15 protein-coding genes are annotated in these 15,128 nt (G+C 48.7%); 5 read left to right on the top strand and 10 right to left on the bottom strand.

Translation table 11 applies throughout. The features are described from left to right. Positions 1-191: 191 nt before the first annotated feature. A complete protein-coding gene (locus D082_RS13385; RefSeq protein WP_051738946.1) occupies positions 192-1,925 on the top strand; it encodes an alpha/beta hydrolase in 1,734 nt (577 codons plus the stop codon). Here the strand turns inward: D082_RS13385 and galE are convergent. Beyond that, positions 1,922-2,917: a UDP-glucose 4-epimerase GalE gene (gene galE, locus D082_RS13380; protein ID WP_028947162.1), complete on the bottom strand. Its 996-nt coding sequence runs from the start codon at positions 2,915-2,917 to the stop codon at positions 1,922-1,924. The genes D082_RS13385 and galE overlap by 4 nt on opposite strands. Before the next feature lie 61 nt (positions 2,918-2,978). On the opposite strand from galE, the gene D082_RS13375 reads away from it, so the two are divergent. Continuing rightward, on the top strand, positions 2,979-3,590 hold the full coding sequence (locus D082_RS13375) for a hypothetical protein (RefSeq protein ID WP_028947163.1): 612 nt from the start codon (positions 2,979-2,981) through the stop codon (positions 3,588-3,590). Positions 3,591-3,673: 83 nt separating this feature from the next. Beyond that, positions 3,674-3,994: a DUF2605 domain-containing protein gene (locus D082_RS13370; protein ID WP_028947164.1), complete on the top strand. Its 321-nt coding sequence runs from the start codon at positions 3,674-3,676 to the stop codon at positions 3,992-3,994. A 181-nt stretch (positions 3,995-4,175) separates the two neighbouring features. On the opposite strand, the gene D082_RS13365 is transcribed toward D082_RS13370, so the two are convergent. The 4 genes from D082_RS13365 to D082_RS13350 all read right to left on the bottom strand — a co-directional run bounded on the left by D082_RS13365 (position 4,176) and on the right by D082_RS13350 (position 6,967). Then, complete coding sequence (locus tag D082_RS13365) at positions 4,176-4,358, bottom strand: NblA/ycf18 family protein (RefSeq protein ID WP_028947165.1); 183 nt, start codon at positions 4,356-4,358, stop codon at positions 4,176-4,178. Positions 4,359-4,432: 74 nt separating this feature from the next. Then, positions 4,433-4,621, bottom strand: a complete 189-nt coding sequence (locus D082_RS13360; RefSeq protein WP_028947166.1) for an NblA/ycf18 family protein — start codon at positions 4,619-4,621, stop codon at positions 4,433-4,435. A gap of 300 nt (positions 4,622-4,921) precedes the next feature. Beyond that, the gene (locus D082_RS13355) at positions 4,922-6,319 is read right to left on the bottom strand and encodes an IctB family putative bicarbonate transporter (RefSeq protein ID WP_028947167.1); all 1,398 of its coding nucleotides are present in this window, start codon (positions 6,317-6,319) and stop codon (positions 4,922-4,924) included. A gap of 126 nt (positions 6,320-6,445) precedes the next feature. Beyond that, positions 6,446-6,967: a hypothetical protein gene (locus D082_RS13350; protein ID WP_144428746.1), complete on the bottom strand. Its 522-nt coding sequence runs from the start codon at positions 6,965-6,967 to the stop codon at positions 6,446-6,448. Positions 6,968-7,038: 71 nt separating this feature from the next. Here D082_RS13350 and psb29 point away from each other — a divergent pair, with 71 nt between their 5' ends. Continuing rightward, a complete protein-coding gene (gene psb29, locus D082_RS13345; RefSeq protein ID WP_028947168.1) occupies positions 7,039-7,758 on the top strand; it encodes a photosystem II biogenesis protein Psp29 in 720 nt (239 codons plus the stop codon). Between the two features lie 29 nt (positions 7,759-7,787). Beyond that, on the top strand, positions 7,788-8,711 hold the full coding sequence (locus D082_RS13340; protein ID WP_028947169.1) for an NAD(+) kinase: 924 nt from the start codon (positions 7,788-7,790) through the stop codon (positions 8,709-8,711). A gap of 311 nt (positions 8,712-9,022) precedes the next feature. Here the strand turns inward: D082_RS13340 and D082_RS13335 are convergent, their stop codons facing one another. The 5 genes from D082_RS13335 to D082_RS13315 all read right to left on the bottom strand — a co-directional run bounded on the left by D082_RS13335 (position 9,023) and on the right by D082_RS13315 (position 15,072). Then, positions 9,023-9,355, bottom strand: a complete 333-nt coding sequence (locus D082_RS13335; RefSeq protein ID WP_010872646.1) for a hypothetical protein — start codon at positions 9,353-9,355, stop codon at positions 9,023-9,025. Between the two features lie 85 nt (positions 9,356-9,440). Then, positions 9,441-10,562, bottom strand: a complete 1,122-nt coding sequence (locus D082_RS13330) for a sodium-dependent bicarbonate transport family permease (RefSeq protein ID WP_028947170.1) — start codon at positions 10,560-10,562, stop codon at positions 9,441-9,443. Positions 10,563-10,984: 422 nt separating this feature from the next. Beyond that, a complete protein-coding gene (locus D082_RS13325; protein WP_028947171.1) occupies positions 10,985-11,227 on the bottom strand; it encodes a hypothetical protein in 243 nt (80 codons plus the stop codon). A 356-nt stretch (positions 11,228-11,583) separates the two neighbouring features. Next, positions 11,584-14,022, bottom strand: coding sequence for an HD family phosphohydrolase (locus D082_RS13320; RefSeq protein ID WP_028947172.1), 2,439 nt, complete (start codon positions 14,020-14,022; stop codon positions 11,584-11,586). A gap of 45 nt (positions 14,023-14,067) precedes the next feature. Continuing rightward, entirely contained in the window at positions 14,068-15,072 is a 1,005-nt protein-coding gene (locus D082_RS13315) for a hypothetical protein (RefSeq protein WP_028947173.1), read from the bottom strand. Positions 15,073-15,128: the final 56 nt, after the last annotated feature.

Below are 15,128 nucleotides of genomic sequence, written 5' to 3'. Positions count from 1 at the left end.
CTGGATTCCTTTTTATTAGCCCCATTTACCCTACCCAAAGGGAGAGTAACAACCAAAATTGGCTAAATACGTTAAGTAACTTTACGTTGGGGGCAATGGCAAAAAAATTGCCTAGAATGTAGCTCAGGTTCTGTTCCAACACGCCCGCTCAGCCTATTTATCCCCCCCCCTAATTAACCCTTATGGCTTCCATGGCAACTTTCCCAAAAACCTTAAATCGTTGGTTCCAGTCCGTTTGTTTGGGAGCCCTCACGGCGATCGCCGTTCAATTACCGGGCAAAACTGCAGAAAACATTTTTTTTACCTATGGACCGGTGAAGTTAACAGTGCGGGTGGCATCCCTAGAGCGCTTTGTACAAGACGGTACTGTGGATTCTAATCTAGGTTTTTTATTTAACCTGGTGGGGGCTTCAGAGGAAAAACGCACCAAATTGCGGGAAATTATGGGACTACGGGCCGAAGTGGACCCCGTTGTGCTTAGCAATTTTTTCAACACCAGTCTGGGGGAAGATGCTTTGGCCAGAGCTGCGTTTATTCTCAATGCTCCCTGGGGCAGTAATTCAAAATATGGCATTCGGGCAGCAATCGTGCAGGCAGCCCAAGATCCAGAAGGGGGACTAAGCCTAATCAATTTCATCAAGAAGTACCCCACCGACATCCATTTCCAAGGGGAAGTGGTGGAAGAACGGGCTAGGGCAGTACAACTGTTGGTCAAAGCCTCTGAGCACTTCATTGATAAGATGATTGCCCTATCGGAAATTGAGGCGGCTTCGGAAGGGGAGATAGACTTTAGTGTCTTGCCAGATCCAACGGAAATGGGCCCCTACGGTGTGGCCCCCAAGCAAACTTGGTGGTTAACCGATGGCAGCCGAAACCGTCGTTTTTATGTGGATGTTTACCGCCCTCAACGGTGGAAACCGGGCAAAACCCCTGTCATAGTTTTTTCCCATGGTTTGGCTTCCCGCCCGGAAGATTTTGACAATGCGGCGGAAAAAATGGCTTCCTATGGGTTCCTGGTGGCTTTGCCCCAGCATCCCGGCAGTGACATTCTCCAGGCCCAAGCTTTGCTCAATCGCACTTCCCGTCAAGGTTACTATCCTACGGAGTTTATTGACCGCCCCAAAGACATCAGCTACGTCATTGATGAGCTGGGACGTCGTAATGCTAGCGAATTCGGCGATCGCCTTAATCTAACTGAGGTGGGGGTAGGGGGTCATTCCTTTGGAGGTTACGGAGCATTGGCCGTGGCCGGAGCCACCATTGACTGGGAATTTCTAGAATCAGAATGCCGTATTGGCCAAGGGGTACCCAACACGGCCTTGTTACTGCAATGTGATGCCCTAACCCTACCCCGGTCCGATTATGACTTCCGGGACCCCCGAGTGGTGGCAGTGCTCGCGGCCAATCCGGTTAACAGCGCTATCTTTGGTGTATCAGGACTGCATAAGGTTACAGTGCCGGTGTTGTTACTAGGGGGCAGTTACGATCCAGCCACTCCCTTTGTGTTGGAGCAGGCCCGTTCTTTTCCCCGTTTAGCCAGCCGTGATAAGTATCTGACCTTGATGGAAGGGCAAGCCCACGTAGATTTTTCCAAAATTGATGCCAACATAAAAAACGTGGTCGAATCAGTGGAGGCGGTTAGTTTAAAACTGCCCGATCCGAACCTACTCCACACCTATGGTTCCGCTGTCATGGTGCCCTTCTTTCAGTTATACGTCGCCGGCGATGAGAGTTTCCGTCCCCTCGTGGAGAATGGTGCTGCCCACGCCGCCTATTTGAGTCGGGATCAACAATTCAAGTTTTATCTGATTAGCCAAAAATCCGAGGGGGCTTTGATCAAGGAAATTAATCAGTTCCGTCGCACCAATGGTTTGACTCCTCCTCCCAATGAGTTTCCCTCCCAAACCATTTCCGATAATTTTTAATTTCCATGGCGCTTTTGGTGCCACCGCCAGGCATGGTCAATGATGGTGTTTAAATCAGGGTATTGGGGATTCCAGCCGAGGATTTCCCCAGCTTTAGCACTACTGCCCACTAACACTGGAGCATCGCCCGGACGACGGGGACATTCTTGGTGGGGAATATCTAATCCTGTAACGGTTTTAGCGGCTTCGATCACTTGGCGTACAGAAAAACCGTTGCCATTACCCAGGTTAAAAATGTTGCTTTCCCCTCCTTTTAGTAAATATTGCAGGCCTAATACATGGGCGATCGCCAAGTCGCAGACATGGATGTAATCCCTTAGGGCAGTGCCGTCGGGGGTATCGTAGTCGGTGCCAAAAATCGAAAGTTGGGGGCGTTTTTTTAGGGCCGTCAACAGGGCCAGGGGGATCAGATGGGTTTCGGGGTTATGGTCTTCCCCTAAACGACCCTGGGGATCTGCGCCGGAAGCATTGAAATAGCGAAAGATGACAGATTTTAAACCGTAGGCTTGGTCAAAATCAGCCAGGATTTGTTCCACCATTCGTTTACTGGCGGCATAGGGACTGAGGGGATCAAGGGGATGGCTTTCCGTCATGGGAATTTCCTTGGGCATGCCATAAACCGCACAGGTGGAGGAAAAAACAAATTTTTTAATGCCCGCTTCCAGCATGGATTCTAGAAGGGTAAGGGTTCCCATCACATTATTCTGATAATACATATCAGGTTTTTGCACCGATTCCCCCACCGCAATGAAGGCGGCAAAGTGCATAACAGCGGCAATATTCCTAGTAGCAAAAAGTTGGTCTAGTTTTTGGCGATCGCCGGTGTGGCCAATAACCAATTCAGCCCCAAGGGATTGGGCTAGTTCCCGGTGGCCGTAGCTGAGGTTATCGTAGATAAGAACATCAAAGCCTGCCTGTTGTAGAGCTAGAACTGCGTGGGAGCCGATGTAACCCGCCCCCCCAGTGACCAAAATTGTTTGTCCCGTGGCCATTGCTTAACCGTTAACCCTAGCTGATTTCCTGGCCTAGAGCATACCATTCTTAACCTTTCCTATGCCCCCCACTTTGCCGCAACCACCTTCTACCGCAGCTAACCTAGATATCATTACTGGCGATCGCCAGGAAGTGTTCCCTATTTCTCCCCTAATTAGTATTACCCTGATTAATCTTTACCTAGCTCTGACGGTGCCCCTGCCTATTCTGGCTCAGCTGACCCAGGGCAATCTGCTTTTAACAATCCTGTTGGCCGTTGGGCTGGGGCTGGGTTTAATGGCCCTACTAGGGGCATTGGCAGAACAGGTGGTGCTTAATGCTGACCAAATTGTCGTGCGTTATCCCCGCTGGGTCCCACATTTTTTCCGCTCCGGTTGGCAGTTACCTTGGTCAGACATCACTGCCCTAAAATGCCGCACCACAGGACAGGGCGGACTAGTATACTACTTCCTCACAGAGTCGAAAGAGAAGGCCTATCTCTTGCCCATGCGGGTGGCCGGCTTTAACCGCTTGACCCAACTGGTCAGCCTTCGTGCGGACATTGACACCCAAGATGTGCGCCCCCTCTCCCAACCATGGATGTATCTACTGCTACTACTATTTACATTCTTACTTTGGGGCAGTGAACTGGCGATCGGTCTACTGCTCTGGAGCAGTCCTCCAATGGCATAATTTTGGTTCTTTTGGTTAAAATATAAACAAATGTAAATAGCATTCTTAGAAAAGTTTATTAAACCCGGGCTAATTGGAATCAAATGATCAACCAGCAACCAGATGAAAAAGAGCTATTAAAAACTATTCTCGAGCCGCTGTTGGGAGATTTTGAGCATTGGTTTAGCCGCTCTTGCCAACTGTTGGAAAGCCAACCCATCGCTTTTCTCACCCCGGAACAGCAACAGGATCTGCTTGATCGGGTACGACAAGCTAGGGAAGAAGTAAAGTGTACACAACTAATGTTTCAAGCCACTGGGGAGCAGGTGGGAGTTGAGTTTAGTGTCCTGGTCCCCTGGCATAATTTGGTGACGGAATGCTGGCAAGTGGCCCAACGCCATCGTCAAATGCAAGCCGCCCGTTGAAAGTGAGAAAAGCGAGTAACAATGTGGTGAAGAGACAAAGTCGACGGTGAGGAGTACAGAATTGCTGATGATCGTTGACCATTACCGCTGATGGGGGATTTTTCCGTCGTAACTAAGCAAGGTGTTCAATGTCTAATTCCGTTAAGTTTTACCCTGCTTGGTGCCTAACCCCAAGGTCCTGCTAAGACAAAAGGGAATTTTTCATTAGGTCCCGGATAAGATTGTCCCGCACCATGATTTGTTGCATGGTTTCCAGTAGGTAGTTGACGGTTTGCTCCCGGTCTAGATCTTGATACTCCTGTTGCAAGCACTGCAGTTGAAATTTCTGCTCCAAGGACAGGTTAAAGGCTTCGTTGTTGATCATGGTGATCTCACTCCTTAAAAAATGGACGGTCAAATGTTGATAGTTAATGACCGAAAAGTGGACTAATTTTGTCCTCAGCCGAGGGGTTCGAGGGGAGCTTGGCGCATCAGGTCCCGGATAACATTGGATTTAATCATCAACAGTCGGGAGGCCTGAACTAACAGTTCCAGGGCTTGCTCCTTGCTAATGTCAGCGGTGGCATCCTGCATGCGACGGAACTCAAACATCTGCTCAATGGTGAGATCGAAGGATTCGGATTTCATTGCTATTGCCCTCCAAGGCGGTTACCTTGCAATTGTAAACAAATGTAACAAAAAGTTGACCGAGTTAACGGTATCTGCTTATACAAGCTTGCCCAAAAGGGTGGCTGAACCGAGCAACCTTAGGAAAAAATAAGGTTTAATCTGGCTAATGACTCTGCCCTAGAGCTTAACTGCATATGTGGTCTGTTTTAGCAAGGGCTTTCAGAAAAAAATGCTCAATTTGAACATCTTCCCTGGGTTGGAGCTAGAAAAATGTTGGGAGAAAAAGCCAGAAAGGGCGCTAATCCGGCGCAAATTGGTTCACTGTTTTGTCTTTGTTTGCCACTGCGCTTGGGCACTGGCCCATTGGCCAGCAATAATGGCTACCAGCAACCACCATAAACTGCTCACTGGGGGACGGTACCAGACCGTATCCACAAGGCCGTGGACTAATAAACCGACGATCGCCGCCAGGGTGCCCATAATCCAAATACCTTCCGGGGCTAAGGTTTGACGACAGCGGTTAATCAGTTGGAGAGCTTTGCCCACAGTTACGAGCAAAATCCAGAGCATACAAGTGAAGCCGACAATACCAGTTTCCACCAAAATTTCTAGGTAGATAGAATAGGCACTCAGGGCAGTAAAGCGGGGCCGCATATAGTAAGGGTAAATCTGATTAAAGGCTTCATTGCCGGGACCAATGCCAATAATGGGGCGGGCCAGGATCATGGCTTTTACCCCTTCCCAAACGTTAATACGAAAGTTATTACTACTATCTTCCCGCCCAGCAAAAATGCTCATGGCCCGAAGGCGGATGGGTTCCACTGCAATCAACGCCACCGCTGTGCCTCCTAAGCCAATGGCGATCGCCAAAGGTAAAGACCACCGTTGCCAAAATTTAGGTAATTGGGGAAACCACCAGAAATAGCAAAGAATCAAAAATGTTCCCCCCAGGGCCAACACCGCCAGCCAACCCCCCCGGCTTTGGGTAAAAAAGAGACAGAGTAGGTTAACAATCACCATGGTGGTCCCCAACAGTTTGGGCCACCACCGTCGCCATACCATTAGAGCACTTAGGCTCAGACCAGTCATGGGCAAAAGGTACGCGGCTAAAAGATTGGGGTTGCCCAAAAAGCTATAGACCCTAGTGGCTCCCGCCAAAGTGGAAGTGGGGTCATTCCAGGTGGCCAATTGCTCCACCCCGTCCACCTGTTGCCGTAGGCCGTAACTCCCCACCAATAGTCCCACTAGCAAAATAATTGTCACCAATCGGTTCAACCAGGCTTTATTTTGAAACAGCCTTGCCGCCAAGAGAAATAAGCATAAATTGGCTGTCAACTTGGCTAAACCCGACGCCGCGGCCATTTTAACCGGGGAAAAACCTACGGCGATCGCCGAAATACACCAGTAGATAAATACCAAAATATGAATGGGGGTTAGCCCTGTGCCCGGCTGATCAGCCAAGGTGAGTAAGGCCCAAAATGCGCCACAGAGGAGCATAAATATGCCCAACATGGTGGTGGAGGTGAAGGGAGCCGCTATAAAAATTATGGCCAACAGCACCGTGCCCAATGTCTCGAAATGGGGCCAAAGCACACTAGCCTGTATCCAATCCCGTCCCCAGCCGACCAACCGATGGAGCACACTGCCCCGGCCCCATTCCTGGGGGGAAAAACTGTTGAACATCAATGATCGCCAGATAGCCATGGGAGAAACCATTAACACTTAGCCCGTGAATTCTGAACAACTTTCTCACCAATTAGCCTAGGCCATGGGGAATATTCTTGGTAGAGATACAGCCAAAATTGGACTCAGTGGCTCCGACAAAAGCATAGTGACAAAATTTCACAACGTATCCCGGTATTCTTCAAGGAGGGCTAAAATGTCCGCTAACTGTTTTCGGTGGAATTGGCTGGGGTCAAGGTGGAATCTGGCGAGCGCAGTACGATATCGAGTTTCGATTCTAGTTCGGCGAGTTTCTCGTTCTGTAGCTCTAATTCTTTCATCCTCTGCTCGTGCCGCATCTGCTTTTCGTGCTCTAGCCTCCTCATCTCTGCGGTTTCTTTCCTCATCTCTTCGTTGTACTTCTTCATCTCTTCGTTGTACTTCCTCAAGTCGGACAAACCCCCGTAGGATTTGATCCAAGACCACAAACGTGAAAGTAACCCCGGCGAAGCTGAGTCCGGCCCATTGGGGGATAGGGAGTTCGTAGTTTTTGAAGTGGATGGTTTCATATTTGAGGGCTACTCCGGTCACAAACACCAAAATGGCAGTAATTATGGCAATAAATGCCTGAAAATCCAGCATGGTCTTTTCCCTGGGGCTGTCCCATTCTAGCAATGCCCGGTGATTAACATCCTCCGGCAACAACCCAGGTTGGCAAAGGCGGCTTAACAGGAGAAAATAGAAGTCCTATCCCCCCCTTTGTAATCGGCCCTGTGACTAAAATTCGCACTGTTTCTGAAGCCAAACGAAAATTTTTTACCCACTACAGCCGTCCCATTAGTTCCATCTACCGACGTTTTGTCGAAGAATTATTGGTGGAAATGCATTTGCTCAGTGTGAATATCGACTTTGCCTACGATCCCATCTATGCCCTAGGTATCGTCACCTCCTTTGATAGTTTCATGCAGGGCTATCAACCCGCCGAAGAATTGCCTGCTATTTTCAATGCCCTCTGCCATGGGGTGGATCAAAATCCCGACCAAGTGCGCCAAGACGCCAAAAGTGTAGCCGCCAGTGCCCACCACATTGGTCTGGATGCCTGGGTAACCGCCGCCGCCAGTGAGCAACCGTCCGGGGATAATCTTCTCCTCAATACCCTTACCGGCATTCATCAGCGCCACAAGTTTAAATACAGCCGTCTATTTACCATTGGTCTTTATACCCTACTGGCGGATCGGGATCCGGAAGTGAAGGAAAATGACGAAAAACGTCAAGCTTACCTCACTAAGCTATCGGAACTGTTGGGCCTATCCCTCGATAAAGTAGTTAAGGATCTAGACTTGTACCGTAGTAACCTCGAAAAAGTCGACCAACTGCTCAAGGTGTTGGAAGATGCCGCAGAAGCAGAACGGAAGAAAAAGGAAAAACAAACTACTTCCCCTCCGGCGATCGAAGAAACTGCGGCGACTACAGCGGAAAGTGCTGAAAGTTAACTAACCCATGCCCACTATGAGGCCCCATTGTGGAACTAAAACAGGTGATTATCGCCCATAAAGCCGGGCATCCAGAAAGTAAAACCTATGCAGAACATTGTGCAAAGGAGTTGGAAGCAAGGGGCTGTAAGGTGTTGATGGGCCCCAGCGGCGTTAAAGATAATCCCTATCCAGTGTTTTTAGCTTCCGCCACGGAGAAAATCGATTTGGCCCTGGTTTTGGGGGGGGACGGCACTACCCTAGCGGCGGCCAGACATTTATCCCCGGAAGGTATCCCTATTCTGTCCGTCAATGTAGGGGGACATCTGGGTTTTTTGACGGAACCCTTTGACTTATTTAAAGATACCCAAGCGGTGTGGGACCGCCTTAGTCAAGACCGTTATGCTGTTTCCCAGCGCATGATGTTAGCGGCTAGTCTATTTGAAGGCGATCGCCGGGATCCCCAGATGGTTGGGGAAACTTACTATTGCTTGAACGAAATGTGCATCAAGCCCGCCAGCATTGACCGCATGCCCACCGCCATCATAGAAGTGGAGGTGGATGGGGAGTTAATTGATCAGTATCAGTGCGACGGTCTTTTAGTCGCCACCCCGACGGGATCCACTTGCTACACTTCCTCCGCTAACGGCCCCATTTTGCACCCTGGCATGGATGCCATTGTCATTACTCCCATTTGTCCCCTGAGCTTATCCAGTCGTCCCATTGTCATTCCCCCCGGCTCGTCGGTGAATATCTGGCCCCTGGGGGATTTTGAGTTGAATACTAAACTCTGGACTGATGGTTCTCTGGCTACAGGCGTTTGGCCAGGACAAAGGGTAGGGGTGTGGATGGCCCATCGAGCAGCCCAATTTATCCTCCTACGGGAAAGCTACTCTTTTTACAAAACTCTAAGGGATAAGTTGCAGTGGGCCGGGGCTAGATTTTTGTATGATGGCAACAACAAAGTTAATTGAGCTATTCTGTTGTCAAACTCAAAACTACAGCTCTGGCCTATTGTAAGCAAAGGTTAAAGTGCAATAGGGACGGGATTTTAGAACCATTTTTCTGATAATTTATCCTGCTTGTAGTCGGCTACCATTTTATCTAGGATTTGCCGGTAGGTTTAGGTCGCACTGAAAAGATCGAAAAACATGGTGACTCTCTAAACAGTTGAAATAGAGCTACAATCCCCTGGAGAAAAAAACAAAAAAGCAACCGCCCAAGAACAGTTTTGTTTTGAATACGGTTGCCGGAATAGAAACAAGCCTAGTTTTCTTTAATTAATTCAGCAGCCTTCGGGTCCACAGAACGTGTGACCATAAAGTACTTCTGCGCTGCAAATGTAGATGATGCCAGCGTAATCATTAAAATACTTGACGGCAACTCGATCAGCAATTTCTTCAGCCATTTCCCGGGTTTCAGTTAATATTTCGAACTTGATATTGGCCTCAATGTCAGAAGTATTAGGTTGACCCGACGAGCGCACGTTACGGCTACCTTTGCCACCGGTATTCATGACTGTGTATCCTTTGGCACCTGATTCGTCAATGATTTTGGCAATTTTCTTCAGTAGAATCTTTTCCGTGACGATGACGAGTTTATTAGCTGGTTTAGCCATTTTGTTTATCTCCTAGAAGTATGTAAGTTAATCTTTTTGGTCTGTTCGGTCAAGGGAGTACTGAAAGACCATAACCTGTTGGGGATTAACCTGCACCAAGGGTCTGGGCAAGCCCAATGAAAAGCGGTATGCACACGCCGATGGCAATGGGAGTACCGATAGCGGTGGATGCACCAATATAAGCAGAGGGATTGGCCGACGGGATACCGGCTCGCAAGGTGGGGGGGCCGGAGATATCAGAACTAGAAGCGGCGATGACTGCTAAAACTACGACACCGCCCAGGCTGAATCCCGTAGTGTAGTGGGCAATCATACCAAGACCAAAGGCAATAAACCCGTGCACTATCGGAGCTACCAGGCTATAGACCACATACCATTGAGCTACTTTACGTAGTTCGCCAATTCTGGACCAAGCCTCCATCCCCATAATGAGCATCAAGATAGAAAGTAGGCCTCGAAAAAGAGGATCATAGAAACCTTCATAGACACTTTCCGGCTTGGTAAATATGCCAAGGGCAAGACCTAATAACATGGCTGACAGGGCGGGACCTTGTAAACTTTCTTCGATGATCGGCCAGATCTTGACCCGATTATCCTCCGGTTCCTGCTGGCTCAAATACTCCTGGCGGGTACGAGGATAATCCTGCTGATCGCCATAATCCCCTGCGGCAACGGGTTGCTTGCTTAAAGATCCCTCAATGGCGGCCGCGGCACGACGCTTCTTCTTATTGAGATAAATATTGGCCACTACGATCGCCGTTACTAGGGCAGGAATATCCATAAAAGGATAGAGGGCACCAGCCCAAGCTTCGTAGGAAATTTTTGATTCTTCCAACGTAGTTAGGGCGGCGGCCATCGTAGAACCACTAACTGCCCCAAACAAGCCACCAGTGGCAAGGGCATCCACGGTTTTAACATTGGGAAGTTTAGCCAGGGTAAAACGGGCGATGAATACAATTAGAATTCCCAATATTACGGAGAATATCATCGGCAGGAGCATTTCCGTTAAGTTGGAGTTGCGAATTGCCATGCCCCCGGTCAGGCCAATCTTAGTGAGCAACATAAAGACGATGATCGTAGAAATCGCCTCTGGAATTACCAATTGGGTACCAAGGGCGGCAATAACCATCCCCCCAATCAAAAAGGCTAGGGTTGGGGACTGCAACTGTCCAACAAAATCCGTTAAAAAGTGGGATAAAAAATCCATAATGTAAATTGTCTCCTTGGTTGAAATTTATGGGGATTGGGGTAGTAAAGCTCCGTCTCGAATCCTCAGTAGCTTGCTTGATCTCCCCAGAGGCAAAGAAACCCTCTGATTATCGCTATCGATCCCTATTGAGAGCGGAAAAACATCACCGGGGCGCATCGCCTTTCATAGACAAAGGTCTATTAAGACAACAAAATCTATGCCTGTAAATCTATAAACTAAAGTCTATATGCAAATCCGCCCAATTTTGCGACTGTCTCCCTGGATCTGCTAAGTAATTTCCAATTCAAATGATAAGTTTTACTTTTAGTTGACGATTACCATCCATTGCAGGCAAATCCTATCCCAAAATTTCCCTCTACACCGCTGCCATTAATCGACATGCATGATACCTTTATTCGTTCTCTTGAATGGACAATTGTCTAATCAACCTGCCAAGAGGGGGCGCCCTGAGTGGGGGCATTATCTACCGGAGAACTCTTATGGGCAAGATTAATCCAAGTCAGAGAAAGCAGTAAACCAACACCGCAACCCAACAAAAAAAGCCAGGCATGGGATGGATCTAGCACAAACAGTAAACGCCGACTTTTGTCATACACATGAATTGCCCACCCAGGCTGGATATCTATCTTCGGCTGAGACTGTTTCGGTTCAAACTTGTTCATAGTTTCTGCTCTATGGTGATTATCTTTATTGCCACCGGACTACTGAAAAAATTTGGAAAAATCCACTGGGTATAGTCCCACGAAATGCTTACAATAGCCTGAAGACAAAGGATTTGACATTATATTGCCTCTGTTAAGGGTTATAGATATAAAACTATTTTCCCGAAAAAGACCATACTCTTAAGTTTATGCAATATCCAATCAAGAGGTAGTATTTTGGTGAAAAAAATTGCCTCAAATTTACCAACTCTTTTAATAATTTAAACTTATCAATTGACGTCCTGGCTAATAAACCCGAGACTCTAGACCCTGGAGCCATGGGCCCATTTGAGATCAATCTTTGATCTCAACGAAATCTAGAATCGTGTGGTAGAAGGACTAGTCACCTGTACGTCCAATGCCGCTTTGGGGTAAGCAATACGCTGATGATGGAACTGTTGCCATACCCGCACAAACACATCGGCAATGATGGGTAGTTCTTCATATTTCAAACCACTATCCTGCAACTGATTGTCCCGCCAACGTGCCTTAAAAATGCGGTTAACCATGGCCATGGCCGTTTCCGGATTCGCTTCCCCCAAAGAACGTAACGCCGCCTCACAACTGTCCGCCAGCATAACAATGCCCGTTTCCCGAGATTGGGGGATAGGGCCTGCGTAACGAAACTCTCCCTCATCCACCGGTGGCTCCCCGGCTCTTTCCGCTGCTTCCTTAGCCTGAATATAAAAATAGGAAATTAGCATTTGTCCTTGATGTTCCGGAATAAAATCCCGCACCACTTGGGGTAAGCCATATTTCCGGGCCATAACCAGTCCCTCAGAAACATGTTTCTTAATTATGTCCACACTGACGTAGGGATCATTAATTTCATCGTGTTTATTGGGGCCCCCCATCTGATTTTCGATGAATCCCAGGGGGTCGTGCATTTTGCCAATGTCATGGTAAAGGGTCCCAGTCCTGACCAATTCGACGTTACAGCGCAATTCCCTTGCCGCTGACTCGGCTAAGCAGGCCACGAACAGAGTGTGTTGGAAGGTGCCGGGGGCTTCCTTTGCTAATCTTTGCAGCAACGGACAATTGGGATTACTCAATTCCACCAAGCGGGTGGGGGTAACCACGTCAAACAGTCTTTCTAGATAGGGGGAAACGCCGATCGCCATAGCACTCCAGGCTAGGCCCACTAGGCCATAGACAATGGCACTGGGCAACGCAGTATACCAAATAATGGTGACGGCCGAAGCATTGATAATCAAATATGTGAACAAATAGACGACTCCCTGGGTCGTGCCTACCCCCAACCCCAGTAGGGCCAACTCATCCCGGGAACGTAACTTACTGGCAATCATCCCCGCCAATAGGGCTGCCGCTCCCCCAGCCAGTAAATATTCCCAAACAATTGACTCCATGGCAAAAGCGGAGAGTCCCCCCACTAAGACCACCTGGGTAATTGCCAAGGTAGGTCCATAAAAACTACTAGTGAGTAGACTAATGGCGGGCAAATTGTTGTATATGGGATCAAGTAAAAATAGAATTGGCGTACTGATGCTCAACATGCAGAGCAGAATATGGTCTCGCCGTCGTAGCGGTCGATGGATACGACGACTGACTCCACAGAAGATGACTAAGGCTCCCCCCACCAATCCGGCCGTGTGCAATAGTCCTTGCCAGTTAACCTGTCTTTGACTTAGGCCATAGCCGTCCAGCAGCACAAACTGTTCCTGGGTAATGGTTTCCCCTGCTCGCACAATTACACTGTTTTTTTCGGCTGAAACTTTGACGGTTTCCATCGCCAATACGGCTTTTTCCGCCAAATTTTTAGTGGCTTCCTTATCAACAGTGAGATTGTACTTATCCCCCAGTAAATTTTTCAAACTATCCTCCGCCACCCGATGGGCCTGGGGAGGCAGAATATTACGCAAGTGTAGTTGTAGGGTTTCTCCCAGCAGGGGAGCTGTGATGCCCGCCGGTAGCCCCTGGGTGAGAATGCGGTCATGAACTTGGATGATGGTTTGTTGGGTGGTTTGCCAAGTGGGCACATCCAGCATCAATGCCGCTATCTGATTATTAGTAATTTGGCGATCGGCTTTGAGCTCAGCCAAACGGGTGGATACCCGACTATATCGTTCCCGAGCCGCACGAATATCCGCCAGCAAAACCCCTATGGTTTCCGGAGAATTGGCAGTCTTTTGCTGATCAAATAGTTGTTGTAGTTTGGCCAACTGGGGTGAGGCTGTGGGTAGAGGTTCACCGTTGTTAAGATAGCTTTCCAGCAGTCGCCATTCCCCCTCATCCAGACTGCGAAGCAGATGTTGTTGCTCTAGGGTTAAAGTATTGGTATCCAGATAGGGAAAAGTACCCGCCAGATAACGTAACTGGTTAATAGAATCTAAATACTGACTTCTTTGTTGTTTTAATTGAGCGGTTAATTCGCTATCTCTTTGCAGACGGGGAATAGTGCCGGCCCGCACTTCTTTGCGCTTTTCTTCTGTGGTTCTTTCGTCGACAAAACTACCATCTTTAGGGGCATAGATGGTGTAGGGAGATTCGGTGCCAACACTGAGTTGGGGTTGGTTGTAAAACCGATAACCAACTATACCCGTGAGGGAAACCACTGTGACCCCCAGCATAATGGGCGGGTGGGCAATGCGTACAAACCGAGAACGATGAATTTTCTGCCAAATGGTGTCGTCCTGAGAAGCCTTTCCCACAGCCCTGGTGACGGGGGAAGGATTGGCCGGAGTAGACTTTTTCAGTTGGGAAACCACTGCTTGGCGGAGGGCAAAAATCGCTTTCATGGTACCAATGGATGGACAATGGCTGGAAAATGTTGGGCTATCCAGTTAGTTGCCGTGGGAAGGCAGGATTTGTCCATATTCCTGTTGAGATACCAATTTTAAACTAGATCGACGCTGCATTCCCAAGGGAGAGGACAGGGCCAAGGGCAAGTTTCCCTGGGCAGAACCAACCCAAAGTAGACCGGACCATCTTTGCCAAAGCTGTTGCCCCAATGACAAAAGGTTGGCACTCACTAAAGAGGGATGTTCGGTTTGAACGGCTTGTTGACTGATCTCTATACCATTATAGGCTCCCACTAGGGCGAGGGTCAGGGGAGATAAAGTCCGGGTTAAGCAATGATCAGGGGTGGGATACTCGGCTTGATTCTGAACAAGATTGGCGATCGCCCTTGATGGAGATTGTTCTGCCATCCGTAGTTGATGGATAATTAACCGGGGCTGGTCGGGACTTTTAGCCCAGAGATAAATACCATAGCTGACGGATTTGACCCACGTATCCAGAGGTTGAACCATGGTTTGGGGGGGAGTATTATTTTCCAGACCTCTGGCGATCGCCGTTAGGCCATTGAGTAAATCCGGGGAAAAGCTGGGAGCAGGGGCAACGGACCACCATCGCTCCGGCTCTTTTAGTAGGGAGGGTAAATGGTGAATGGCCAATCTCTCTGCCAGGATTAGGGTTAGTAGCCTTTGCCACAACAGCAGTATTTCCTGGGCTTTATCTCCACCATGGTATTCGGGAAAACGACTCTGACAAAGATGGAGCCAACGGCCCAAATCCTGCCTAAAACCCAAGGGATTTTCATGGTGGTACAGGGCGAGCAAAATCAACCAGTTAACCAGCTCGGGAAAGGCCATGGCCGGAAGTTGAAGCAAGGCATTCTGCCAGAACATTTCCGGCAAAGGAGTCTGGTAAGGCTGGGATAGTATCTGCTGCCAGGGTTGGCCCCATCGGGGGAAATTAGCTTGATTTTGCTGGGCTTGATCCTGGTCTTTTCCCCCCAAGGCCAGGAATAGGCAAGCTTGGAAGCGGGAAAAGGGAGAAAGGGCCATGGTGGAGCGGTAATCTGAAACAGTGTTGAATGTAGGAAGTTTGGAATTTGTCCATC

This window comes from Synechocystis sp. PCC 6714 (assembly GCF_000478825.2).
Lineage (GTDB): Bacteria > Cyanobacteriota > Cyanobacteriia > Cyanobacteriales > Microcystaceae > Synechocystis.
The sequence above is the reverse complement of the archived record's forward strand: the minus strand, read 5'-3'. Positions and strand labels throughout refer to the sequence as shown.